The sequence below is a fragment of the Roseburia inulinivorans DSM 16841 genome (assembly GCF_000174195.1).
Taxonomy (GTDB): Bacteria; Bacillota; Clostridia; order Lachnospirales; family Lachnospiraceae; genus Roseburia; species Roseburia inulinivorans.
This window is the reverse complement of the sequence record NZ_ACFY01000089.1, coordinates 22386-47913: the sequence shown is the minus strand read 5'-3', so window position 1 is coordinate 47913 and position 25528 is coordinate 22386. Positions and strand designations below refer to the sequence as shown.

General features: G+C 38.8%; 20 protein-coding genes. All 20 read left to right on the top strand.

The window, feature by feature from the left end; translation table 11 throughout:
• The first annotated feature begins 390 nt into the window (after nt 1–390).
• The 20 genes from ROSEINA2194_RS09715 (at nt 391) to ROSEINA2194_RS09625 (ending at nt 25490) form a co-directional block, all read left to right on the top strand.
• Nucleotides 391–1866, top strand: coding sequence for a hypothetical protein (locus ROSEINA2194_RS09715; RefSeq protein ID WP_007886215.1), 1476 nt, complete (start codon nt 391–393; stop codon nt 1864–1866).
• Nucleotides 1867–1951: 85 nt separating this feature from the next.
• Complete coding sequence (locus ROSEINA2194_RS09710) at nt 1952–3286, top strand: ATP-binding protein (protein ID WP_007886214.1); 1335 nt, start codon at nt 1952–1954, stop codon at nt 3284–3286.
• A 129-nt stretch (nt 3287–3415) separates the two neighbouring features.
• The gene (locus tag ROSEINA2194_RS09705) at nt 3416–6712 is read left to right on the top strand and encodes a DEAD/DEAH box helicase (RefSeq protein ID WP_007886213.1); all 3297 of its coding nucleotides are present in this window, start codon (nt 3416–3418) and stop codon (nt 6710–6712) included.
• A 348-nt stretch (nt 6713–7060) separates the two neighbouring features.
• The gene (locus tag ROSEINA2194_RS09700; protein ID WP_044927571.1) at nt 7061–7723 is read left to right on the top strand and encodes a F0F1 ATP synthase subunit A; all 663 of its coding nucleotides are present in this window, start codon (nt 7061–7063) and stop codon (nt 7721–7723) included.
• Between the two features lie 48 nt (nt 7724–7771).
• Entirely contained in the window at nt 7772–7996 is a 225-nt protein-coding gene (atpE, locus tag ROSEINA2194_RS09695) for an ATP synthase F0 subunit C (protein ID WP_007886211.1), read from the top strand.
• 19 nt (nt 7997–8015) lie between these two features.
• Nucleotides 8016–8522, top strand: a complete 507-nt coding sequence (gene atpF / locus ROSEINA2194_RS09690) for a F0F1 ATP synthase subunit B (RefSeq protein WP_007886210.1) — start codon at nt 8016–8018, stop codon at nt 8520–8522.
• Nucleotides 8503–9006 (top strand): ATP synthase F1 subunit delta, encoded by a 504-nt coding sequence (gene atpH, locus ROSEINA2194_RS09685; protein WP_007886209.1) that lies wholly within the window; start codon nt 8503–8505, stop codon nt 9004–9006. Before atpF ends, atpH begins: the two co-directional genes overlap by 20 nt.
• Nucleotides 9007–9010: 4 nt before the next feature.
• Nucleotides 9011–10513, top strand: coding sequence for a F0F1 ATP synthase subunit alpha (gene atpA / locus ROSEINA2194_RS09680; protein ID WP_007886206.1), 1503 nt, complete (start codon nt 9011–9013; stop codon nt 10511–10513).
• A gap of 6 nt (nt 10514–10519) precedes the next feature.
• The gene (gene atpG, locus ROSEINA2194_RS09675; RefSeq protein WP_007886205.1) at nt 10520–11413 is read left to right on the top strand and encodes an ATP synthase F1 subunit gamma; all 894 of its coding nucleotides are present in this window, start codon (nt 10520–10522) and stop codon (nt 11411–11413) included.
• 12 nt (nt 11414–11425) lie between these two features.
• Nucleotides 11426–12829 (top strand): F0F1 ATP synthase subunit beta, encoded by a 1404-nt coding sequence (atpD, locus tag ROSEINA2194_RS09670; protein WP_007886203.1) that lies wholly within the window; start codon nt 11426–11428, stop codon nt 12827–12829.
• A 3-nt stretch (nt 12830–12832) separates the two neighbouring features.
• Nucleotides 12833–13255 carry an ATP synthase F1 subunit epsilon gene (gene atpC / locus ROSEINA2194_RS09665; protein WP_007886202.1) on the top strand — a complete coding sequence of 141 codons (423 nt, stop codon included), beginning with the start codon at nt 12833–12835 and terminating at the stop codon, nt 13253–13255.
• A 461-nt stretch (nt 13256–13716) separates the two neighbouring features.
• Complete coding sequence (locus tag ROSEINA2194_RS22025; RefSeq protein WP_408639583.1) at nt 13717–13848, top strand: hypothetical protein; 132 nt, start codon at nt 13717–13719, stop codon at nt 13846–13848.
• Nucleotides 13849–14000: 152 nt separating this feature from the next.
• Nucleotides 14001–15794 (top strand): sensor histidine kinase, encoded by a 1794-nt coding sequence (locus tag ROSEINA2194_RS09660; protein ID WP_227970513.1) that lies wholly within the window; start codon nt 14001–14003, stop codon nt 15792–15794.
• Complete coding sequence (locus ROSEINA2194_RS09655) at nt 15782–16534, top strand: response regulator transcription factor (RefSeq protein ID WP_007886199.1); 753 nt, start codon at nt 15782–15784, stop codon at nt 16532–16534. Before ROSEINA2194_RS09660 ends, ROSEINA2194_RS09655 begins: the two co-directional genes overlap by 13 nt.
• The gene (locus tag ROSEINA2194_RS09650; RefSeq protein WP_007886198.1) at nt 16518–17789 is read left to right on the top strand and encodes an extracellular solute-binding protein; all 1272 of its coding nucleotides are present in this window, start codon (nt 16518–16520) and stop codon (nt 17787–17789) included. The genes ROSEINA2194_RS09655 and ROSEINA2194_RS09650 overlap by 17 nt, the downstream gene beginning before the upstream one ends.
• Nucleotides 17790–18000: 211 nt before the next feature.
• The gene (locus ROSEINA2194_RS09645) at nt 18001–19311 is read left to right on the top strand and encodes an ABC transporter substrate-binding protein (RefSeq protein ID WP_007886196.1); all 1311 of its coding nucleotides are present in this window, start codon (nt 18001–18003) and stop codon (nt 19309–19311) included.
• Between the two features lie 73 nt (nt 19312–19384).
• Nucleotides 19385–20317, top strand: coding sequence for a carbohydrate ABC transporter permease (locus ROSEINA2194_RS09640; RefSeq protein WP_007886195.1), 933 nt, complete (start codon nt 19385–19387; stop codon nt 20315–20317).
• A gap of 15 nt (nt 20318–20332) precedes the next feature.
• Complete coding sequence (locus tag ROSEINA2194_RS09635) at nt 20333–21187, top strand: carbohydrate ABC transporter permease (protein ID WP_007886193.1); 855 nt, start codon at nt 20333–20335, stop codon at nt 21185–21187.
• Nucleotides 21188–21223: 36 nt separating this feature from the next.
• A complete protein-coding gene (locus ROSEINA2194_RS09630) occupies nt 21224–22531 on the top strand; it encodes an alpha-L-fucosidase (protein ID WP_007886191.1) in 1308 nt (435 codons plus the stop codon).
• 19 nt (nt 22532–22550) lie between these two features.
• Nucleotides 22551–25490: a glycoside hydrolase family 98 domain-containing protein gene (locus ROSEINA2194_RS09625; protein ID WP_227970514.1), complete on the top strand. Its 2940-nt coding sequence runs from the start codon at nt 22551–22553 to the stop codon at nt 25488–25490.
• Nucleotides 25491–25528: the final 38 nt, after the last annotated feature.

The following is a 25528-nucleotide window of genomic DNA, read 5'->3' as shown; positions in this document are numbered from 1 at the left end:
GATAAAAATAGTTTGATTTGCGAAGAAATTACGAGTATTGTAATTATAACGACTGAAAATACAGTTGTTTTACCTTACCTATGAGGAATTGACACTCTCTGTTCTTTAGACATTTCCTTCATGTTTTTTGTTTTACCTTACCTATGAGGAATTGACACGTATAGAGTTAAGATACCTCTACCATTATTACAGGTTTTGTATCATTTCCAGAGCCTGTTTTACCTTACCTATGAGGAATCAACATAACCGCGCAAACATTGTCCGAAGACATTTCCTGCAAAAAATTAGGAAATGTCTTTTTATGATACTGAAAATCCTTGGCAGTTTTGAAAAGATGCTTATAATAATAGTTAAGCAATGGAAAAAAGTAGAAGACATGGGAGAAGGCTTATGGTGAATATTTTATGTGCGAGAATCCGGTATATTGTTCCATTTATGTTTTGCAGTGAGACATCTTACGATAAGCTGGTAGAGGAGATTGCAAAAAATCCTTTGTGGAACATCCAGAAGATGCATGAGCAGGAAGCGGAGCAGGATTTGTATCAGATGATAGCAGACTGCTTTGAGATGGACGAAAAACAGAATAATATCGGCTGTTCATTGCACTATTGTATGCCTGGAAACAATATTTTGGAGATTAATTATACAAAATTTAAGAAAGACTTTGTCGTGTCTATAACGGATTTGGGCTTGTACTTATTTCGTTCAGGCGTTGGTTTTCTGTGGTATGAGATTTCACTTCCGCAGGGAGCAGCTGCGGATGAGATAATGCTTTTTCAAAATGAATTCAAGGAACTGTCTTATGAAAGATTTGTCTCTAAACGGAGAGAAAATGACCGCTACACGTTTGAACAGAATGAGAATCGAAATACAGCTATTTTAATGGGACATTGGATTAATCGGTTATTAGCGCAGTTCCCATTTACGGTTACTTATTATGCAGAGCGGAGAGATTGTCTGGAGAAGGGAAAATGCATACCGGATAAGGCAATTTTATTTAATTATGTTGTTATGGCGGGCGAAGATAAAGAACAGTGGTGGGATTACATTTACCGGATTACCAATGGTTATAATAAAAAGTATATGCGGAAATCGGATTTTTCCAATGATATATTGGAACCTTTTGAACACGCATATTGCTATGCAACTTCACAGGGATGCGGATATTATGCAATACTGAATGAGCAGAACCACAATTTTTACATGCGGACTTTCCGGAAAAAAGTAATGGTGGATTATTTCTTATTAGAAATATTGGCATTATACCAATATTATTCTATTTTAAAGTTTACAAAGAACATGGAAGGTGAATTATCTGCGGAGCGTGAAAAATACCAGTTGGAATCGGAAGATATTTTGAGTGTGTTGAAAAACCTGAGCGCAGAGATTAATATTTTCCTTGTAAAAAGTGTCTATTCGTCTGTGAGTCATATCAGCCATCAGAATGATTTTTATGAATATTTGTTAAGGAGACTGCGAATCAGAGAAAATATTGAAGGATTGACAATAGGACTGGAATCGCTGGAAAAGCTTCAGGAAGCAAGGGAAAGAGAGCGGATACAGAGAATTGAAAGTCTGGAAAATGAGGAACAGGAATTATCGGATGACAGATTAAATATTGGTTTGGGATTGATTTCTATTCTTGCATTAGTTTCAGCAATTGCAGATGGATACGGAGCAGCGGATGCGCTGGTGAAATTATTTCATTTGCCAGAGTGTATGCGTGTCTGGATCAGTGTGATACTTTTAATTTTGGTTGTAATTATCGCGGTAATAGCAATCTCATCAATTGTGCCGTCAATAAAGAGATCCAGAAGAAAACGAAAACGCTGGAAAGAAAGATGGAAAAATAAAAACGTGAAATAATAAATAAAAATAGTTATAAAAACGTGAAAATTGTGTATAATAATCATATAAAAACGTGAATAGAAAAAACAGGAGAAGATTACATATGTATCTCAGAAGAAAAATAGATGATTATCTCACACAATGGAAAAATAATGAAAATAGATACCCGCTGATCATAAAAGGCGCAAGGCAGATAGGGAAAACAGAGTCTGTGAAGCATTTTGCAGACCGAAATTATGAGAGCGTTGTTTCAATCAACTTTGCATTGGAAAAGCAGTTTCAGATGATATTGAGCGATGGGTATGACGTAGAAAATATTATAAAAAATATTTCCCTGATTGATCCTTCTAAAAAATTTATTGCGAACCGAACCCTGATTATTTTTGACGAATTACAGGAACTTCCGGATATTGCAACATCATTAAAAGCATTTAAACTGGACGGACGATTTGATGTGATCTGCAGTGGTTCTTTACTTGGAATTAATTATAAGAAAATTCACAGTAACAGTGTCGGTTATAAAACAGATTACGAGATGTTTTCTATGGATTTCGAAGAATTTTTATGGGCAAAGGGATATTCAGAAAGCCATGTAAATGAAATGTTAGAGCATATGACTTCCGGAAAACCGTTTTCAGAGACAGAGCTAATGGTTTATAAGAAACTGTTTCTGGAATACTGTGTTCTTGGAGGAATGCCGGCGGTTGTAAAGCAATTTATCGAAACGAATACATTCTCAGAAACGTTGGAAATCCAGAGACAGATCCAGCTTGACTATGAGGAAGATATCAGAAAATATGCAGAAGGGCTGGATCAGGCGAAAATAGCAAGTGTTTATCGGAGTGTTCCGGCACAGCTTGCCAAAGAGAATAAGAAGTTTCAGTTAAGTAAAATTGACAAAAAGGCGCGAAGCCGTGAATATATGGGATGTATTGACTGGTTAAAGGATGCAGGGGTAGTTTCTGTCTGTTATTGTCTTGAGTATCCGGAACTGCCATTAAAGGGAAATTTTGATGATTCCAAATTCAAACTTTATTATCCGGATACAGGGCTTTTGATTGCTTCTTTAGATGAAGAAGCACAGATAGATTTACGTGCAAATAAAAATCTCGGCGTTTATAAAGGCGCACTATATGAGAATTTTGTCGCGGAAGCGTTTTTAAAACAGGGGTTAGGTTTGTATTATTATAAAAAGGAAAATGGAACGCTTGAGGAGGATTTTTTTGTCAGAACATCAAACGAACTCGTTCCAGTAGAAGTCAAGGCAAATAATAACCGATCAAAATCTTTGAGACAGCTTATTGATAACAGCAATTATGCGGATATTAAGTGGGGAATAAAACTGGCTGACAGTAATATTGGAATAGAACAGGGAGTTCATACGTTTCCATATTTCTGTACTTTCTTGTTAAAAAGATATCTGGCAGAACAAAATTAAAATTCAAAGAAAAAACTATAGCTGTCTTTTCCGTTTTTGTGTTATTATAAAAGGACAGTCGTAATTATGGCGCTATCGAATAATTACAGACAGTACGAATGAAAATGAAAGGACAGAGTAAGTAGTAATATGTTTTCCGTATCAGACATTAAAGAGACAGTGTATCCGGCGGCGTACCGGAGAGGGAAAGAGCTGTATGAGACGGCGGGGGTTTTTGATTTTTCCTATGAGTTGTATTTAGTGGATGAGCTGCCTGTGGCTGATGTCAGGGCAAAAGTTCGTGGAATCAATCAGGAGTATTATGAAGTGACAGCCACTATCGACGAGGAGTTCGGGGATGTGACGAACTGCAATTGTGGATGTGAGGCTTTTTATAATTATGAGGGGATGTGTAAGCATTGTGTAGCAATGCTTTTGAATTATGTAAACAAGAGAACTCCAATTGAGATTCTCAAATTAAAGAGAGGTCAGAGCACAGAGACGCCGGAGGAGGGGAAACGTCCGGTTGGAAAAATGGAGACAGCAGCACCGTTGAAGAATCTGCTGAGCCAGTATTCCATGCGTGCAACATCAAAATATATGCTGCCGGAGACCATTTACGGCAAGGTCGAGTTAGAACCTTATTTTGAGATGGACTACGGCTATGCAAGACTGGAATTTAAAATTGGAATGGAGACAAAGTATGTGTTAAAAAACATTTCCGCGTTTTTACATTCCGTTCAGGTCAATGAGAAAGTACATTACGGTAAAAAACTTGATTTTTATCATCACATGGAAGCTTTTTCGGAGGATGCAAAGCGCCTGATCCGGTTTATGCAGCAGCAGGATGATGATAAAAAGCGCCAGAGTAAGTTCCATGCTTATTATGCCTACACCGGCGGCTATGAGCGTACCATGGAGCTTGATGGTGTGGGGATCGATCGGTTTTTGGAAGCGGTGAAAGGAACTCCTTTTCATGCAACGATCGGTTATGATATGAATGAAAGCTACATCTATAATGGAACAAAACGCAAACCGAAGCTGATACTGAAAGGTGGAAGTGCGGGAGCGTTTCTCTGCATGGAAGATCTGCCGATGATCGAGGGCGACAAGTATTATTACTTTTATGAGGATGGGGAGATTTTCCTCGGAGAGCCATTGTTGAAAGGAAAAGTATCAGACTTCTTCCAGTTTTTACACCGCCAGGTAGGGGGAGACTGCTATATTGCAGCAGAAGAGCTCGCAATGTTCTGCAGAGATCTTCTGCCGATGGTGAGGGAGAGCTTCGATGTGATCCCGGAAGGATTTGACGAGGCGCTTTACGTTCCGCCGAAGCCGGAATTTGAGTTATATCTGGACCGCCAGGCAATGGATGTTGTCGGTGCGAAGCTGGTCGCAGTCTATGGGGATAATAAATACAACGTGCTTGCCAAAGTAGAACCGGGCGAGGTGCGTGATCTGTCAGAGGAGCTGCGCATCAAGAGCCTTGTGGAGCCATATTTCAATGAGTATGACCATTCGAAGACATTTTTTGTCATTGCAAAAGACGAAGATCTGCTCTATCAGCTCGTGGCGGGCGGATTGCAGCGGTTAAGCCATTTTATGGCAATTTACACATCGGACAAGTTCCGCAATATGAAAGTGGTCAATGCGCCGAGCGTATCCGTGGGTGTCTCCTTAAAGAGTGACCTTCTGGAATTAAAGGTACACTCCGATGAGATGTCCTCCGAGGAGCTGGCATATCTGCTTTCCAAGTACGACAGAAAGAAAAAGTATATCCGTCTGAAAAACGGGGATTTCTTAGATATCAAAGAGGATGGGATCAGTGCGCTTGCAGAAGTCAGTGAGGACTTACAGCTTACCGAGGCAAGCCTGAAAAAAGGAACGGTCGTGATCCCAAAATACCGCGCTATGTATCTGGATGCAGCACTGAAAAATAACCAGCTACTGTCCATCGAGAAAAACAGGGAATTCAAAGGCATGGTGCGGAACATGAAGACCATCGAGGACAGCGATTATGAAGTGGTGGATTCCCTGAAAAATGTTATGAGAAACTATCAGAAAAACGGTTTCCTCTGGCTGAAAACGCTGCGGGAGAACGGTTTTGGCGGAATTCTTGCGGACGATATGGGACTTGGAAAAACGCTTCAGGTAATAAGTCTTCTTCTGGCAGAGCGTCAGGATTATGATGCCGGGGAAAAGGAGCGCCGCAGATCACTTATTGTATGTCCGGCATCTTTAGTTTATAACTGGCAGAAAGAGATTGAGCGTTTTGCACCGGAACTTGAGACTGTGACGATCACAGGAAGTGCACCGGAACGGAAAGATATCATCCGTCACACCACGGACGGGCAGATCCTCATCACATCCTATGATCTGTTAAAACGTGATGTGGAGTATTACAAAAACATTGTGTTTGCAGTTCAGGTCATTGATGAAGCTCAATATATTAAAAATGCCGGAACGCAGGCGGCAAAAGGCGTCAAGAAGATCACGGCAGCCTTTAAGCTGGCGCTGACCGGTACACCGATCGAGAACCGCTTAAGCGAGCTTTGGAGTATCTTTGATTACCTGATGCCGGGATTTTTGTATACATACCAGAAGTTCCGTGAGGAGATCGAGACACCGATCGTTGTGAACAAAGATGAGAACAAGATGGAACGTTTACAGCGTATGATCCGTCCGTTTATCCTGCGACGGTTAAAAGGTGATGTATTAAAAGATCTTCCGGAAAAACTCGAAGAGAATGTTTATGCGAAGATGGAGGGCGAACAGCTGGCTCTTTATGATGCGCATGTACAGCAGATGAAGCAGATGTTAGACGGCAAGAGCGAGGCGGAATTTAAGTCCAACAAGATCCAGATCCTTGCGGAACTTACAAAACTGCGTCAGCTCTGCTGTGATCCGGCACTTTTATTCGAAGATTACAAGGGCGAATCCGCAAAAGTCCAGATGTGTATGGATCTGATCGGAAACGCAGTGCATGGTGGACACAAGGTGCTGTTATTCTCCCAGTTCACGACCATGTTAGACCGTCTGGCGGAACAGCTGACAAAGCTGGGCATTGATTACTATATGCTCACCGGCTCCGTCAATAAGGAAAAACGTATGCAGATGGTAGACAGCTTTAACAAAGATGATGTCCCGGTGTTCTGTATCTCCTTAAAGGCAGGCGGAACCGGATTGAGCCTCACCGCAGCGGACATCGTCATCCACTACGATCCATGGTGGAACGTTGCCGTGCAGAATCAGGCGACCGACCGTGCACACCGTATCGGGCAGAAGAATGTCGTGACGGTTTACAAACTCGTCTCTCAGGGTACGATCGAGGAGAAGATCATTGATATCCAGGAGAAAAAGAAAAAGCTTGCCGAGCAGGTGCTGGAGGGCGAGGGAATGGATTCCGTAGTATTCACAAAAGAGGAGATCATGGAACTTCTCGGCTGATCAAAAAAACATAAGTCATTGAATTACAATTATTACAAATGTAATCCAATGACTTTTTTGTATCAAAATCACATAATTATCAAGTTCAAATTAACATTTCTTGGAAAATCTGTAAATTTAATCACAGACAAAATCAGATAAATGTATTTTTATTAAAAATGCAATTCACAAGAAAAACAAAAAAGTGCACAAAAAATAAAATAAAAACTATACAAAATATACAAAAAATAGAAGGGAAAAATAGTCTTTCGAAAAAATTGACATTTCAATAAAAAATAACTAAAAATATGTTTGGCAATCAAAAATAAGAAAGGAAGTGGTCATACGGAAGAACTATCAAAGGAGCTGATGGCGCAGTTGAATTGTGATACGGCATTTACAATCCCGCTTTTTGGCGGAATACCGGTAGCAGAATCGGTTGTTGTCACGTGGATCATCATGGCGGTATTACTGATCGCAGCGGCAATACTCGGGCGGAATTTAAAGGTTGAAAACGTCGGTAAGAAACAGCTCGTATTGGAAACGATAGTTGGAGGTCTCTATAACTTCTTCTATGATCTTCTTGGCGAGGAGGGAAAACAGTATATCCCATATCTGATGACAGTCGGTGTCTATATTGGGTTTGCCAATATGATCGGTCTGTTTGGATTTAAATCACCAACGAAGGACGTAGGCGTGACGGGCGCACTTGCACTTATGAGCATCATCTTAATTGAGGCTGCAGGAGTGCGGAAAAAAGGTACAAAAGGGTTTTTGAAAAGTTTTGCAGAACCAATCCCGATCATGCTGCCGATGAATATCCTCGAAGTATTCATCCGGCCATTATCCCTGTGCATGCGTTTGTTTGGTAACATTTTAGGCGCATTTGTAATTATGGAATTAATCAAAATTGTAGTGCCGATTTTTGTACCGGCAGTGTTAAGCCTTTATTTTGATCTGTTTGACGGATTCATACAGGCTTATGTATTTGTATTTTTAACATCACTCTTCATTAAGGAGAGCATTGAGTAAACACACTCACAGAAAAATTGAAAAAGAAATGGTAAAGGAGAAAACATCATGAATTCATTAATCGCAATTGGAGCAGGTATCGCAGCATTAACAGGCATTGGAGCAGGTATTGGTATCGGACTTGCAACCTCAAAAGCAACGGACGCAATCGCAAGACAGCCGGAAGCAGACGGAAAAATCACAAAAGCATTATTACTTGGATGTGCATTGGCCGAAGGTACTGCAATTTTCGGTATGGTAGTCGCAATTTTAATTATCTTATTCTTAGGCTAAAGAAAGGTTATGGTAGAGTATGCAGTTATTAAGAATTGACTGGAATGTCCTCTTTACCATCATAAATCTGCTGATTCTTTATTTTGGACTTCGCAAGTTTTTGATCAAGCCGGTGACAAATGTCATGGAACAGCGCAGACAGATGATCGAAGGTCAGATGGCGGATGCGAAAAAGACTACGGAGCAGGCGAATGAACTTAAGAGCCAGTATGAGGATGCATTAAAACAGGCACATGACGAGTCCGCACATATTGTGGAGAAGGCAAGAAAAACGGCACAGGCAGAATATGAGAGCAGAGTAAATGCTGCGGATCAGGAAGCAGAAAAAATCATTGCAAATGCACATAAGACCATTGATCTTGAGCGTGAAAAGACAGTGCAGGATCTTCAGACGCAGATTGCAGGACTTGCAATGATGGCAGCCGGAAAAGTGCTTGGCAAGGCAGATGCAGCAGAGCAGAATAAGCTCATGTATGAGCAATTTTTAGCTAAAACAGGTGGTTGCAATGACACAGACAGCAAATAATTACGGAACGGTTCTTTTTGAGCTTGGTATCACAAAAGAAATCGTGGAAAAGACAAAAGAAATATTTGAGCTGACCAGTGAGCTGCCGCGTGTGTTGAACTGCCCGGTTGTTTCCAAAAAAGAAAAGCACCGGATGATCGAAAGATTTTTTCCGCAGCAGATACATCATTTTTTGAAAGAACTGTGTGACCATGAACATATGGACGTGATCGAAGATGTGTTTGCGGCATACCAGAACTGTTATGATGAAAAAAACGGGATACTCCGTGCAAAAATGCAATGTGCAGAGGTGCCGGATGAGACGCAGCTTGCACAGATCAGAAACTATCTGGCAGGGAAATATAAAAAGACACAGGTAGAGCTGGAATTCGAAAAAAAGCCGGAACTGATCGCAGGATTCGTGCTCCGCGTGGGAGACATCGAAGAGGATTTCAGTATCAGGGGACGGCTTGACAGATTACAACAGAAATTAACATGGAGGTGACGACGTGGGTTCCATAAATTCAGAGGAGATTATCTCCATCCTGAAAACAGAAATCGAAAATTATGACATGGTATCCGGTGAACAGGAAGTTGGTTCTGTCATCTGGGTTGGCGATGGGATCGCAACCATTTATGGAATAGAGCATGCCATGTATGGTGAGATCGTTATATTTGAAAACGGCATCCGTGGTATGGTTCAGGATATCAGACGTGACCAGATCGGCTGTATCATTCTTGGAAAAGATACAGAGATCAAAGAGGGCACAAAAGTAACACGCACGAAGAAAAAAGCAGGTGTTCCGGTAGGAAATGACTATCTTGGAAGGATTATCAATGCACTTGGCGCACCAATCGATGGAAAAGGTGAAATCCCGGCAGATGATTACCGTGCAATTGAACAGGAAGCACCGGGTATTGTAGACAGACAGTCCGTAAACCAGCCGCTTGAGACAGGTATTCTTGCAATCGATGCAATGTTCCCAATCGGACGCGGACAGCGTGAGCTGATCATCGGTGACAGACAGACAGGTAAAACATCCATCGCAGTCGATACCATCTTAAACCAGAAGGGAAAAGATGTGATCTGTATTTACGTAGCAATCGGACAGAAAGCTTCTACCGTTGCGAAACTTGTGAATACTTTGACAAAGCACGATGCATTGGATTATACGGTTGTACTTTCTGCAACGGCAAGCGAATCCGCTTCCCTGCAATATATTGCACCGTATGCGGGAACAGCACTGGCAGAATATTTCATGTATCAGGGAAAGGATGTACTGATCGTGTACGATGACCTTTCCAAGCATGCAGTTGCATATCGTGCATTGTCCCTGCTGCTTGAGCGTTCTCCGGGACGTGAGGCATATCCGGGTGATGTATTTTATTTACATTCCAGACTGCTCGAGCGTTCCAGCAAATTATCGGATGCTTTAGGCGGAGGCTCCATCACAGCACTGCCGATCATCGAGACACAGGCAGGCGATGTATCTGCCTACATTCCGACAAACGTTATTTCCATCACAGACGGACAGATTTTCTTAGAGAGTGATCTGTTTTTCTCCGGTATGCGTCCAGCGGTAAACGTCGGACTTTCCGTATCCCGTGTCGGTGGCGCAGCACAGACAAAGGCAATGAAAAAGGCTTCCGGTACCATTCGTATCGACCTTGCACAGTACCGTGAGATGGAAGTATTTACCCAGTTCTCCTCGGATCTTGATGATACGACAAAAGAGCAGCTTCAGTATGGAAAAGGTCTGATGGAACTGTTAAAACAGCCGCTCTGTCACCCGATGAGCCTGGCAGACCAGGTCATCACACTGGTGGCAGCAAACAAGCGTCTGCTTTTGGATGTGGAGACAGCAAAGACCAAGGAATTCCAGCTTGGAATGCTTGATTTCTTCCACACAGAGCATATGGAGATCGTAAATGAACTGAATGAGAAAAAAGTTTTAGACGATACGATCACAGAACAGATTGTTGAGGCGGTTAAAGAATATAAAAGCAGGTGATAAGGCATGGCAAATACCAAGGAAATTCAAAAACGAATGAAAAGTATCCGGGATACCATGAAAATCACAAGTGCTATGTATATGATCTCTTCCGCGAAACTTCGCAGCGCAAAGCAGAAGTTAGAGCAGACAGAACCGTATTTCTATACGCTCCAGTCCGCAATTGCAAGATTTTTAAGACATATGCCAGATACGACAAACCGCTATTTTGATCAGAGGGAGCAGATTTCCGACAATGAAAAAAAGCGTGGTTACATTGTGATCACCGCCGACAAAGGTCTTGCGGGTGCATACAATCACAATGTCATCAAAATGGCACAGGAACTGTTTTCCCAGGGGGAAAACAATAAGTTGTTTGTCGTTGGAGAGCTTGGACGTCAGTATTTTGCAAAGGAAGGACTTGAGGTAGACGCAGAGTTTAAATACACTGTGCAGAATCCGTCCCTGCACCGCGCACGTGTCATTGCAGATTATGTGATGGACTTATACGTGAACGGTGAGTTAGACGAGGTTTATCTGGTCTACACGAAAATGGAAAATTCTTTTTCCATGAACGCGGAGAAACAGAAATTACTTCCGCTGGCAAAAGAGGATTTTATCCATCCGGCTCCGGCGGACATTTATCAGGAAGAGATCAAAGTGGAATCATCCATGGAAGAAATCTTAGAGCATGTGGTTCCAAACTGTGTAACCGGATATATTTATGGTGCGCTGGTGGAGTCTTTTGCCAGTGAACATAACTCCCGGATGATGGCAATGCAGACAGCGACTGACAGTGCAAGATCCATGATAAGCCAGCTGTCTATTGAGTATAACCGGGTACGTCAGGCTGCAATCACGCAGCAGATCACAGAGGTGATCGGTGGTGCAAAGGCACAGAAAAATAAGAAGAAAAAATAGGAAGGAGCTTCTATGAAAAAAGGTAAAATTGTTCAGGTCATGGGGCCTGTCGTTGATGTTGAATTTGAAGATAACGACCTTCCATATATAAAAGATGCACTTGAGGTAGACAATCACGGAAAACGCTGTGTTATGGAAGTTGCACAGCATATTGGAAATAATACCGTCCGCTGCATTATGCTTGCCGCAAGTGAAGGTTTACATAAAGATATGGAGGTTATCGCTGAGGGCAGTGGTATTAAAGTTCCGGTTGGAGCAAAGACTCTGGGCAGACTTTTTAATGTGCTCGGTGATACGTTAGATGGTGGAGAGAATCTTGATGCAGAAGAACACTGGGTGATTCACAGAGATCCGCCGTCCTTTGAAGACCAGAGCCCTGTCGTAGAGATATTAGAGACAGGTATTAAAGTAATCGATCTGCTTGCCCCATATGCAAAGGGTGGTAAAATCGGTCTGTTCGGTGGTGCCGGAGTTGGTAAGACCGTTTTGATCCAGGAGTTGATCCGTAACATTGCGACAGAGCACGGCGGATACTCTATTTTTACAGGTGTAGGAGAGCGATCCAGAGAGGGTAACGATCTCTGGTCCGAGATGAAGGAATCCGGTGTTCTCGAGAAGACCGCGCTAGTGTTTGGTCAGATGAACGAGCCACCAGGAGCACGTATGCGTGTCGCAGAGACAGGACTTACAATGGCAGAATACTTCCGTGATGAGGAACATCAGAATGTATTGTTGTTTATTGATAATATTTTCCGTTTTACACAGGCAGGTTCGGAAGTTTCCGCACTGCTTGGACGTATGCCGTCAGCCGTTGGTTATCAGCCGACACTTGCAACGGAAATGGGTGAGTTACAGGAGCGTATCGCATCCACCAAGAATGGTTCTGTTACTTCTGTACAGGCAGTTTATGTGCCGGCGGATGACCTGACAGACCCGGCACCGGCAACCACATTTGCGCATCTTGATGCAACGACCGTTCTTTCCAGAAAAATCGTAGAGCAGGGTATTTATCCGGCGGTTGATCCGTTAGAGTCCAACTCCCGTATCCTGGAGGAAGATGTTGTCGGAAAAGAGCACTATGAGACAGCGCGTAAAGTACAGGAAATTTTACAGAAATATACAGAATTGCAGGATATCATCGCAATTTTAGGTATGGAAGAACTCTCCGAGGAGGATAAACTTGTCGTTTACCGTGCAAGAAAAATCCAGAAATTCTTATCCCAGCCGTTCCATGTTGCTGAGAACTTTACCGGTGTTCCGGGAAAATATGTTCCGTTGAAGGAGACAATCCGTGGATTCAAGGCGATCATTGACGGCGAGATGGATGACTATCCGGAGGCAGCATTCTTTAATGTCGGAACCATTGACGAAGTCGTGGAACGTGCTAAAGAAATGGGTGCAAAACAAGGAGACTAAATTATGGCAAATACATTTAGTTTAAAAGTGATCGCCTGTGACAGAATTTTCTTCGATGGCAGATGTACACAGGTGGTTCTGCCGCTGCATGATGGCGAGAAAGCAATCCAGGCACATCATGAAAATATGGTTTTTGCAGTGGAGATCGGTGAAATCCGTATCACAGATGAGAACGGAAAAGAGATTATGGGAATCACGGGAACCGGATTTGCCCAGATCATCAACAACCGTGCCACGGTGCTGGTGGATACCTGCGAATACCCGGAGGAGATTGACATCCGCCGTGCGAAGGAAGCAAAAGAGCGTGCCGAAGAGCAGCTCCGCCAGAAGCAGAGTATTCAGGAATACCACCGTTCCAAGGCATCCCTCGCAAGAGCTATGGAGCGTCTAAAAGCCGGCAGGAGAGATACGCCAATAGGATATTGATCAATGTGGTAAATAATTGTAACAGTTCAGCTCTCCGGCTGAACTGCATAAAAAATCATTGTTAAAAACGCTGAATTTTTCCTTTTTTATAGGGACTTTTCCACAGTAAATATATTTTTCTGCACAGTTGGAGGATTATAAGAAAGTTCCTACAAAATATGTGCATAACTTTTGGAGATATTCTTGTTTTTTAGCGTTTTAAGCTTTGTTGATCCACATTTTTTCATGATCAGCCTGTGTTATCCACTGTCATTTTGACGAATAGCAGAAACGTTCGGATTCGCTTTTTTCTTCTGTTTCTGATAAAATCATACTATCAGAAACAGAGAAGGGAGGCGGTCATGAATGGGCGGAAATTATGAAAAAGGTTTATACAACCAGCTTATGGAAGTCATGGCACGCCTTGACGCAGATTTGCCAAGAAGGATGAAAAAGCCCTGTTGAACCGCCTGGAGAAATATATGCACAACCACCTTTTGTTCCTGCATGACTTCCGTGTTCCGTTTGATGATAACATGAGTGAACGTGACCTGAGAAAAGTCAAGAACCGGCAAAAGATGGCCGGAGGGCTGAACTGTTACCATGATTATTAAGTTCAAATAGAAATTACTCGACTGTTCCTGTTTGATGTGTTAGTATATAAAGAATTAGTGAATTTACTATAAAAAGTAATGTGTGAAGCATGATTGTACCTGTGAGAAGGTCGAATATATACAAACATTTCATTAAAATGGGGAAAAGAAAAATGAGAAAAAGACATACTTTAAAGAACGAGCTGACAGTATTTATGTTGCTCGCATCAGTAGTTACATTAATGCTGGTTGCCATAGCAGTTTGTTATGTCTTTTTCTCATTTTTTTTCAAAAATACGCAGGAAGATATAGAATATGTGCTTAATAATACTACTCAACAATATCAATCTCATATGCAGTTTATAGAAGATGGGGCAATTTCTATAAGGCATAACAGTTTATTGGGAGATTTTTTTCAAACAGATTCGTGTGATGCAGATATTGCAAAAGAACAATTAATGTATAGTATGGAGTTGTTTGCAGACAGAAATCAAGTAAATCAGCAGCTGCCATTTGTTACGAGTGTTTATTTATTCAATAACTGGGATCAGTGTATCAAGGAATATTACTATGCAATTACGTTAGCTTCTGAGAAGCAACAGGAAAAATCTTATAAAAACATGCAGCAATGGTTCAAGAAAGATAAAAATCAATATGCATGTGTAACGGATAGTAAAAATCTTAATATTCTTTTTCGCATATATGATGATAATATGAAAGAAATGGGCATTGGAATAGCCCAAATTAGTCTTGAAGCAATAGAGGGAATATTTGAAGATATAGAAGGTTATCAGGATTATTCATGGAGTATATTGTCACACAATAATTTAATGTTAGTGTCAGGGGGAGATGCAACACAAAATGATCTATTGAAAGAAAAAGTTGTATCTTGGAGTGGAAATAAGAATGTGGAAGGAAGGAAAGTAATTGTCAGTGCTGATGCGAGTGGTTTTGGATTAAGAACGATTATCGCAGTGGGGCAGAATAATATTCTGGCAATCTTACGTCCGACACTAATTATCTTTTTAGTGGGATTGGTAATTGTATTAATATTGACTTTTTTGGTATCTTATGGAATCAGTTATCGTTTTACAAAACCTGCAGCTAGAATGATCGCCAATATTCGAGCATTTGGAAGAAAGGAATTGAACGTAAGAATGGAGGATTCTTCTATACAGGAATTCCATGATATCGGACAGGTGTTCAATGAAATGGCAGATAGAATCGAATACCTGATTACGGAAGTATATGAAAAACAGTTATTGGCAACGCAATCACAGGTGAAATATTTACAGTCTCAGCTTAATCCTCATTTTCAGTTTAATATTCTTGCAATGCTCAGTTTAAAGGCAAAAATGGCTGGGAATGAGGAGTTATATGAAAGTTTGAATGCTTTTTCCAAACTAATGCAGGGAAAGATTTTCCGTGAAAAAGAAATAAAAATAAAAGTGAGAGAAGAACTGGAAATTGTTCAATTCTATTTGTTTTTACAAAAGGAACGCTATCAAGATAAATTAACTTATGAAATCAATATAGAAGATGAGCAAATAAAAGAGAATCTGATTCCAAGACTTTTGATTGAACCGCTTGTGGAGAATGCTGTGTCGCATGGTTTGGAACCCAAAAAGGAAAGTGGAATCATAAGGGTATGCATGTATGAGGAGAATTTCATTGAAGAGAATGATGAAATAAAAAAACAAAAGAAAACTTCCAAAATACTTCATATTATTGTTGAGGATAATGGTGTTGGAATTGATTATGAAAAAATGAATGAGAAATCGACAGAAGAAGTTCAACAGCCGGAGAAGATAGATCACACTCATACAGGATTTGAAAATACTCGGAAAATGTTACAAATTTTGTATGGTGAGAATTATAAATTTAACATTTGGAGTGAGAAAGGAAAAGGAACAAAAATTGAAATAATTCTTCCGGCAGAAAGAGGGGAAATACCATGTGGAAAGTAGTAGCGGCGGATGATGAAGGATATATAAGGGAAGCATTAAAAAAGTTGATAAATTGGGAGAAAATGAATTGCGATTTGGTGTCAGTTCTTGAGGACGGACAAGAGCTTATCCAATGTATAGAGAATGAATCTCCAGATATAGTGATCACAGATATTCAGATGCCGGGGGTAAACGGTTTAGAAGTGTGTAAATATTTATATGAAACTAGACCGGAAACACAGGTGATAATATTAACAGCATATTCAGATTTTGATTATGCCAAATTTGCGATCAAGTATAATGCATGTGAGTACGTTTTGAAGATATCCATTATGGATGAACTTCCAGAAGCATTAGAAAAAGCAACGGGAAAATTAACTCAACTAAAAAAAGAAATTGAGAAAGAGGAGATTGCTGTATCAGGACAAAGAACACTACTTCAGCAGATTGATCAGTATGTAGAACAAAATTTTAAAAATAAAATATCATTGGATGAGATTGCAGATGAATTACATGTAAATAGGAGTTATTTAAGTAGATTTTATAAAAATAAAACAGGAATAAATCTGTTTGATACAATATTAAATCTTCGAATAGAAGCAGCAAAGGAATATCTTTTAAATACAGATATGAAAACTTATGAAATTTCGGAAGCGATTGGAGTTGACGATGCAGGATATTTTTCGAAGATGTTTAAAAAAATTACTGGGGTTTCACCTAAAGAATTTAGGAAGCAGGGGAAAGATGAAAAAAACTACTAAGCAGCTAATTGTCCTAATGCTAATTTTAGGAGTTGGTTGTATTTTGGAAGGGTGTGGAAAAGAGAGTAATCACAGTGTTACTATTACGTTGATCCATGCCTGGGGAGGCACAGAAGAAGATCATGTTGCGATGAGAGAGATTTATGAAGAATTTCAGGAAGAAAACCCGGATATTAATTTACAGATGATTTCTATGCCGACAAGAGAAGATATGATGAGAAAAGTAGAAGATATGATAATGGTCGGTAATATACCAGATATTGTATCTTTTAGTGGAACAGGTGAAAATAGTACCTATGATTTTATGATTGAAAATAACATGGCATTAGATATCTATCCATATATGCAACAGGATCAAGAATTTGCTGATAGTATTTCAGAAGTAAATAAAGAATACTGGAGTACGGAAAATGGAGAGTTGTACTCTGTGGCAGATGCACTAATGTTAAGCGGAGGGTATTGGTATAATGAAGATATTTTAAGGGCAGCAGGAATTGAGAAAGTGCCAAAAAGTTGGGATGAATTTCAAACAATGTGTAATCAGATTAGTGAGTGGGCGTTAAATGAAAAAAATGAAGTAAAAGCACTCCAACCAACGGTAGAAGGATGTTTATACTGTATGGATCACATGTTAGCTGGAAGTGAGAATTCTCGATTTGAAGGACATAATCTTATATTTCAGGATGAAATTTTCAATAATGCAATAAATCGGATGAAACGAATGCATAATTCGGCTATTTCTGAAAACGCTGACTATAGTTATCGAGATGAGACTCATCTTTTTAATGAAGGAAAACTGGCAATTTATATTAATGGAGTATGGGGAGCACCGATGATTTCAAAGCAGATTGATGCTAAATATGCACTCTTGCCAACAGACGAGGGAGAATCAATGTCATGTATTTCTTCTGGTTTAGGGTACGTTTTAGGCAATAGTGGGAATGAAGAAAAAGAAAAAGCAGCAGTTAAATTTTTGAAGTACATACTTAGCAAGAAGGTTCAGACGAAAATTCTTGAAAAGACAGAGCAAATTCCGGCAAATCCAGATATATCTTTGGAATCTTATAAGGAAAATAAAAGCAGATTGTATCAGGCAGCTACACTTGTTCTTGAGGCAGACGAAAAAATAGAGGTTCCGAATAATATTTGGTCAGCCGAACAAAAGGATTATTTTACAGAAACCATTTTGGATGTACTGACAGGAAATCTATCTATACAAGAATTTGAAGAAAATTTAGAAAACAAACAAAAATAAAATATGTGCATGTTGACTCTAAAATAGAAACAACATGCACTTTTTTTGTACAAAAATACGAAAAATATTGACAAATGGTAAATATTTTACGTATTTGCTTTGGCAATATGTAAATATTATACGGTTTATAGTCAACCGTATATATTCAAAATGAATAAAAATAAATGTAGAATACACTTAACAAATACAACCGATATGAAAGGAGTTAAAAATGAAAAAAAAATTAGTTAGTGTATTGTTAGTAGCAGCAATGGGAGCATCTGTTTTAGCTGGATGTGGTAGCAGCTCGGTAAAAGAAGATGGAGGAGAGAAGAAGAGCGAATCTAGTGGTAACAATGTTCTGGAGTTCTATCATGGATATTATCAGGATGAAAGTGAGTGGGCTGCGGCGCAGGTAATGAGAGATATTTATGACGAATTTGCGCAGGAACATGCAGATGGAGATGTGACTTTTAAACCGATTGCTGTTGAAAACAGAGATGATATTGTAAGTGCGCAGGTTGCGGGTGGTTCTTTCCCGGATATGGTAGATGTTGGAGGAGATGGAATACCACAGGCAGCAATCTCACAGGATCTTGTTTATGACTTGAAAACGTATATTGATGAAAATAATTTGCAGGATGCAGTAGGACTTAATTACACACAGCATGATCAGGATGGGCATATTTATGCAGTGCATGATCAGATTGAAAGCCGTGGTCTTTGGTATAATTCAAGTATTTTTGAAAAAGCAGGTATTTCTACAGATGCATTTACAGATTGGAATACATTTGGAGATGCAATGACGAAGATTGCAGATCTGGGAGATGATACTTATGGCTACATAGCTGGACAGGGTTCTAGCTATATTGTGAATGCAATTATGGCGTCTACAGATGCAGGAAAGAAAATGGTTGAATCCGAATTGACAGAAGATACAGTAAATTCAGATGAATTTGCTAATGCATTCAAAACAGCAGCAAAATTAGATCAGGCAAATGGATCTGAGCATACAACAGATGATAATGGAAATTTAATGGCTGAATTTAACACAAATGGAAATGTTGGAGTGCTTTTTAATGGTGTATGGAATGCAAGTGGAATTGATGCATCACTGGTTGATTCTATTGAACCAGCGTTATTCCCGGGCAATGTTGCGATTGCATCAGCAGGTGGTGGACTTGCAGTAGCAAACAATATGAGTGAAGAGAAGACAGAGCTTGCACTGGAGTTTATTAAATATATGACTAGCAAGGAAGTACAGGAAAAGATTTTTACTGAAGTACAGGCAAATCCATGTAATACAACAGTTGATCTTAATGCACTTGCAGAAACAAGTGGTGATACTGCAACACAGAAACTTGCAGAAGCATGTGCTCAGGTTAATTCAGCAGATACAATTGTAATTGATATGAAATATACTTGGGGTTCAGATGTGGATAAGGCGATTGTGAATGCTCTGATGGAGTGTGCAGTTTCAGGAACAGATATTGATGCAAGATTCGAATCACTTCAGAAAGAATTACTTGCATTGATTGGTTAATTAAAATTGATTTAGATGTTGATATGAGGGAGGGGAGAGAATATCCCTTCCCCTTTTTATTGGAGGAACCGAGTTGAAAGATAATATTTGTAAGAAGAAAAAAAGTAAATTAGGAATAAGACGTACAGGTTTTATTGTTGCTTTTTTGGCACCAACAATTATAGCGTTTTGTATTTTTTATCTGTATCCAATAATTACAGTATTCGTTACGTCTTTTTGTAAATGGGATTATAGTAATATCACGTCTCCGGAATTCTTTGGATTTCAAGATTTATGGAATAATTATGAGTACATTTTTAAAAAATATCCATTTTTCTGGGAGGCACTTAAGAACTCTACTACATGGGCAATTCTTGGTGCAGTTGTTCAGATTCCAGTTGCTACATTAATAGCTCTGGCTTTGTCAAGAAAAATAAAGGGAATTAAGTTTGTACGGAACGTTTATATTATTCCTAATATGATCTCTACAGCAGCAATGGGAGTGATATTTTTACAGTTATATAATCCATCTTATGGAATTATCAATCCGATAATCAGATTGTTTAATAAGAATTTTACAGATAATATCCTTTTATTAAAAGGACCGGCATTTATAGCTATGACATGTGCTTATATCTTTTTTACTGGAACTACAACATTAATGATACTTGGAAATATTATGGCAGTTCCGGAAGAAGTAAGGGAGGCAGCAATGTTAGATGGAGCAAGCGGATTAAAACAGGATTGGTTTATTACGATTCCAATGATTAAAGGAACATTAAAAACAGTGTCTATTCTTGCAGCAACGTCTGGTTTCCTTCTTTATAATGAGGTATATTTCCTGACAAAAGGAGCGGCAGGAACATATAGTATCAGTTATGTGATTCGCGAATTAGCAATTACAAGCCCGCGAACTCAATTCGGACGTGCAAATGCTGTTGCTTTGATACAGATTTTAGCAGGACTGGTTATTATTCTGGTAATTAATTTTGTATATAGTGTTTCATTAAAAAAAGAGAAACATTAGGAAGGAAGAAGCGTTATGAAAAAATCTCTACATAGAAAAACTGTAAATAATTTGCCAACAGGAACCAAAATTGTAACATATATATGTTTGGCGTGGGCGCTAATTGTCTCTTTAGTTCCGTTGATTTGGCTTGTGTTATCGAGCTTAAAGAAAGATCCGATGGCGAGACCTGGGTTTCAGTTGCCGGAGTCGATTTGTTTAGATGGATATATTTCTACTTTTAAAGATCTTCATGTATTTCGTTATTTTGGAAATAGTTTAATTGTTGCAGGAATATCGGTATTAATTAGTGTGGTTATGATTTCTATGTCTGCTTATGTAGTTGCAAGAATGGAGTTTAAAGGGAAAAAACTGGTAAATATCCTTTTATATTCAACAATGTTTATACCAGCGACTGCTTTGACTTACCCTGTATATAATTTAATCAATAACTTACATTTGTATGATACAAGAGCCGCATTAATTCTTATTTATTCTTGTAGTGGAATCGCAGTTAGTTTTTTTGTTATAAAAAATTATTATGATAATATTCCAAGAGAATTAGAGGAGGCCGCAAGAATTGATGGGTGTGGCTATGTACAGACATGGGTAAAAGTTATTTTTCCGATTGCACGTCCGGGAATTATGACAGCAGCAGTTTTGGCTTTTTTAAATAACTGGAATGAATATTATTGGGCTTCACTTGTATTAATCACGCGAGAAAAATTGACAGTCCCGGCATTACTTTCAACATTTACAACGGCATTTAATACGAATTATAACGGATTGTTTTCTGCGATGGTTGTCATAATTCTTCCACCAGTAATATTGTATTGTGTTTTCAGTAAGTTCTTTATTGAAGCATTATCAGGTGGTGCAGTGAAAGGATAATAGTAGAAGAATCGTAGAAAAAAGGAGATTAACAATATGAATCGGGAAATAAAAGAACGAACAAAATGGTTTATGGATGCGAGATTTGGAATGTTTATACATTGGGGATTATATTCAATTCCTGCTTGTGGCGAATGGGTTATGTCTCAAAAAGAAATGACAATAGAGGAATATAGGAAATATTTCGAACAATTTGATCCGGTGGATTATGATCCAAAAACATGGGTTCGATTAGCAAAAGAAGCGGGAATGAAATATGTAGTTTTAACGGCGAAACATCACGATGGTTTCTGTTTATTTGATTCAAAATTAACGGACTATAAAGCGACAAATACAAAGGCAGGACTAGATCTGGTAAGAGAATTCGTAGATGCATGTAGAGAAGAAGGATTAAAGGTAGGACTCTATTTTTCAATTATTGACTGGCATCATCCAGATTTTCCAAAGTATGGAGACCGCCAGCATCCAATGAGAAACAATGCAGCCTATAAAGATGAAAAAATTGATTTTGATCGATATTTAGATTACATGCATGGTCAGGTAAAAGAACTGGTGACAAATTATGGGAAATTGGATTTGCTTTGGTTTGACTTCTCTTATGATGATATGACAGGAGAAAAATGGAAAGCAACAGACTTAATTAAAATGGTACGTCATTATCAGCCGGATGTGATTATTGATAACCGTTTGGAAGGCGCAGGAGATAATCATGGAAGCATTGCAACAGAACATCCTTTAATTTATAGTGGAGACTTCGCAAGTCCTGAACAGATTATTCCTCCAAAAGGAGTTTGTGATGTTAATGGTGAACCTATTCCATGGGAATTATGTGCAACAATGAACAATCATTGGGGATATTGCAATTTTGATCATCAATATAAAACACCTGAGATGCTGGTAAGAAAGTTGGTAGAGTGTGTCAGCAAGGGTGGAAATATGATTTTGAATGTAGGACCTGATGCAAAGGGGAATATTCCACGAGAAAGTGTTGAAATTTTAAGAGAAGTTGGAAAATGGATGAGTAAAAATAAAGAGAGTATCTATGGTTGTGGAATATCAAATTTTGAAAAACCAGATTGGGGAAGGTATACACAAAAAGATAATGTGATTTATGCACATGTTTACGAAACTCCTTTAGGAGCCCTTCCGCTTTATGGCATTAGTCCTGAACAGTTGGCTGAAATTACATATTTAGCGGATGGAAGTGAGGTGAAAAGAGGTGAAGCATGGAATACAGCTCTTTATAAGGATGTTGCATTCGTGTCATTCGGAGAAGATCCTGTGTTTACATATCCATTGCCAGATGAAAGGGACACTGTATTAAAAATTCAACTTAAGAATTAAGAAAGAGAAGGTATGCAATTTGGTAAAAAAAATGAAAAAAGTACTCAGTACGGCGTTAAGTATTTTTTTAATGCTTTCCGTAGTAATACAAACATCAATTGTTTATGCAGAGGAAGGCAAAACGGGATCAGAATATTATTTGTCTGATTTGAAATGGGTATCAGCTTCTCATGGTGATTATGATACAACAAAAGAGGTACAAAAAGATCATCCATTTACACCGGGAAACAATGGTGAGGATACGAAAATCAGTCTTGCAATGGAAGATGGTGCAACACGCACATTTGAAAAAGGTTTAGGTACAGTAGCAGCATCCCCATCAAGTATTGTATATAATATTACTGGTGCTGAAGTCACTTCTTTTTCTTGTTATTTAGGAATTGACAGAACTGCTAACCATTCTTTAGAAAAACATGCAATGGTTGAAAAGGTAGAAATCACTGCTGATGATGAAATTTTGTATAGTAGTATTGATGATTATCCAAATGGAATTAACTGGGATACAACGGCAATACCTATTAATATAAGTGTTCCAAAGGGAGCAGAGAAATTTGAACTGAAAAGTTATGCGGGAGAGACAACGTGGGGAGATGAAATTGTTTTTGCAGATGCAAAATTTACTGCAACAGGAACTTTTCCAGATCCAGACAAATGGAATACATATACGTATCTGTCAGATTTGAATTGGATATCTGCTACACATGGTGATGCTGATACATCTAAAAAAGTACAGAAAAATCATCCGTTTACTGCTGGAAATAATGGGCAAGATACGCAAATAAGTCTTTTGATGAAAGATGGTATGGTACGTGCGTTTGAAAAAGGAATTGGAACAGTAGCTGCTTATCCATCTGTAATTTCTTATGATATTAGTGGTGCAGGAGTATCAAAGTTTAAAGCATTTGTAGGTATTGATAGAACAGGAACACCATTAGATAGTAATTACGCACATGTAGATAAAATTGAAGTAATAGTTGATGAGGAAGTTATATATTCATCAGAGAAAGATTATCCTGATGGTATATCGTATGAAACAGAAGGAATATACTTAGATTTAGATATTTCGGAAAATGCATCTACATTTCAATTAAAAAGTTATGCAGGAGAATATACATGGGCAGATGAAGTTGTGTATGCGGATGCAAAATTTATGGCGAGAGGTACATTTGTTGATCCTGATGCATGGCAGCCAGCAGAAAAACGACGTGAAATATCAAATACGTCACCACTTATGATGATTCCTTTATACGCAAATGGGGAAACTTATTCTCAATCTGAAAAGGAGTATGGTTTTTGGGGAGATGATACACTTAGCGGAAAATGGGAAGAGGTGCCAGATGATTTAAAACCATATACAGTAATAGAATTGCATCCAGATGATTTGCCAAAGAGAGATGGAGCAGTTCAAGATTTTTACGAACACTTTTTAAAAGAGGCACAAAATCAGGTTGATCCAGAGACAAAAGAGAGTGATCCAATTCCAATTGTTTTGACTGTTTATACAGCGGGAAATCAATCTTATTATACGGCAGCACATTGGATCACAAATGATTGGATTGAAGAGATGTATAGAAATTATTCTTGTTTACAAGGGTTATTCTGTACAGAAAATTATTGGGTATGGGCAAGTGGCATCGAAAGCAGATGTGCAGATTATCTTACAATATCTGCGAAATATGGTGGATATTTCATTTGGTCAGAACAGAATAATGGAGCTGCGATTGAAAAGGCTATGGGAACACAGGGGCAAACAGCTTTTAAGGATGCAGTTGAGAAATATTCGGATTATTTTATTTTCATGTATAAAAATACACCTGCTGGTGAAGGCAATGATGCACCGACGAGCAGTTATATGACAGGATTGTGGTTAGCTGATTATGTATATCAGTGGGGTGGTCTGATGGACACATGGAAGTGGTATGAGACTGGAAAATGGAAACTGTTTGAGACTGGAAATATTGGTAAAAGTCAGGGAAACAGACAGTGGTTAACAGAGCCAGAAGCTTTAGTTGGAATTGAAGCGATGATGATTTATATAAATGGTGGATGCATATATAATTTTGAACATCCAGCTTATACATATGGTGTACAAAATGAACAGTCGCCATTATATAAAAATGTTATACAGGAATTTTTTAGATATGTGATCAAAAATCCTGCTCCATCTAAAGAGGAAATGCTTGCTTCCACAAAAGCGATAGTGCGTGGAAATTTATCTTCAATGGGAAATGGTAATTTCTTCGTAGGGTTAAATACGGAAATGGCACAATCACCAACATATACAACTGGAAGATACGGGAATATTCCATTTGTTCCATCATCAATTTCTATTTCAAAATTAGAGGAAGCATTTGCTGGAAAAGATATAGAAATTGTTGAACAGGGAGACAGTAGAATTAGTACTTTATCGAATCGACAAGACTTTTTTAATAGTCTCTATGCAGAAGAATATCAAGGGGATATTTTCGCAAAGAAAGTTGATAATACATGGTATATAGCAAATTATAAGTACAATGAAAATGTGAAGCAAACAGCTGAAAATATGGAAATGATAATTGATGACAAGAAAGTGAAAGTATCAGCAATCTTGGAACCACATTCTTATGTGATTTTACAGAAAAAGGATAATGCTGTTTCAGTGAAAGTTAATAATTATCGTACTAATAAAGATGAACTGTGGAAAGGTGCAACAACTGCGTCAGAGGCAGCATCTTTACCTCAAATGACTAAGAAAGATGCACTTTCGTGGGTGTTTAGCAATTATATTCATAATACGAAAGATCAGGAACGCAGGGAAACTACTATTACATTAAGTGGTTGGAATCATAATCCAGAAATAAAGAATATTGAAGGGGTAAATGGAAATTATTCTAATCCATCAGTTACCTATGATGAAAAGACAGGAACTGTTCAAATAACAATAATAAGCAATGGATATGTGTATTTTGATATAGTTTAAGGCTAAAAAGAAAAAGAAATGCCTCACAAATATAGACG

What these genes read in the sequence shown, in the direction of transcription:
- ROSEINA2194_RS09715 (WP_007886215.1), top strand. Translation starts at nt 391, where the DNA reads ATGGTGAATATTTTATGTGCGAGAATCCGGTATATTGTTCCATTTATG.
- ROSEINA2194_RS09710 (WP_007886214.1), top strand. Translation starts at nt 1,952, where the DNA reads ATGTATCTCAGAAGAAAAATAGATGATTATCTCACACAATGGAAAAAT.
- ROSEINA2194_RS09705 (WP_007886213.1), top strand. Translation starts at nt 3,416, where the DNA reads ATGTTTTCCGTATCAGACATTAAAGAGACAGTGTATCCGGCGGCGTAC.
- ROSEINA2194_RS09700 (WP_044927571.1), top strand. Translation starts at nt 7,061, where the DNA reads ATGGCGCAGTTGAATTGTGATACGGCATTTACAATCCCGCTTTTTGGC.
- atpE (WP_007886211.1), top strand. Translation starts at nt 7,772, where the DNA reads ATGAATTCATTAATCGCAATTGGAGCAGGTATCGCAGCATTAACAGGC.
- atpF (WP_007886210.1), top strand. Translation starts at nt 8,016, where the DNA reads ATGCAGTTATTAAGAATTGACTGGAATGTCCTCTTTACCATCATAAAT.
- atpH (WP_007886209.1), top strand. Translation starts at nt 8,503, where the DNA reads ATGACACAGACAGCAAATAATTACGGAACGGTTCTTTTTGAGCTTGGT.
- atpG (WP_007886205.1), top strand. Translation starts at nt 10,520, where the DNA reads ATGGCAAATACCAAGGAAATTCAAAAACGAATGAAAAGTATCCGGGAT.
- atpD (WP_007886203.1), top strand. Translation starts at nt 11,426, where the DNA reads ATGAAAAAAGGTAAAATTGTTCAGGTCATGGGGCCTGTCGTTGATGTT.
- atpC (WP_007886202.1), top strand. Translation starts at nt 12,833, where the DNA reads ATGGCAAATACATTTAGTTTAAAAGTGATCGCCTGTGACAGAATTTTC.
- ROSEINA2194_RS22025 (WP_408639583.1), top strand. Translation starts at nt 13,717, where the DNA reads ATGCACAACCACCTTTTGTTCCTGCATGACTTCCGTGTTCCGTTTGAT.
- ROSEINA2194_RS09660 (WP_227970513.1), top strand. Translation starts at nt 14,001, where the DNA reads ATGAGAAAAAGACATACTTTAAAGAACGAGCTGACAGTATTTATGTTG.
- ROSEINA2194_RS09655 (WP_007886199.1), top strand. Translation starts at nt 15,782, where the DNA reads ATGTGGAAAGTAGTAGCGGCGGATGATGAAGGATATATAAGGGAAGCA.
- ROSEINA2194_RS09650 (WP_007886198.1), top strand. Translation starts at nt 16,518, where the DNA reads ATGAAAAAAACTACTAAGCAGCTAATTGTCCTAATGCTAATTTTAGGA.
- ROSEINA2194_RS09645 (WP_007886196.1), top strand. Translation starts at nt 18,001, where the DNA reads ATGAAAAAAAAATTAGTTAGTGTATTGTTAGTAGCAGCAATGGGAGCA.
- ROSEINA2194_RS09635 (WP_007886193.1), top strand. Translation starts at nt 20,333, where the DNA reads ATGAAAAAATCTCTACATAGAAAAACTGTAAATAATTTGCCAACAGGA.
- ROSEINA2194_RS09630 (WP_007886191.1), top strand. Translation starts at nt 21,224, where the DNA reads ATGAATCGGGAAATAAAAGAACGAACAAAATGGTTTATGGATGCGAGA.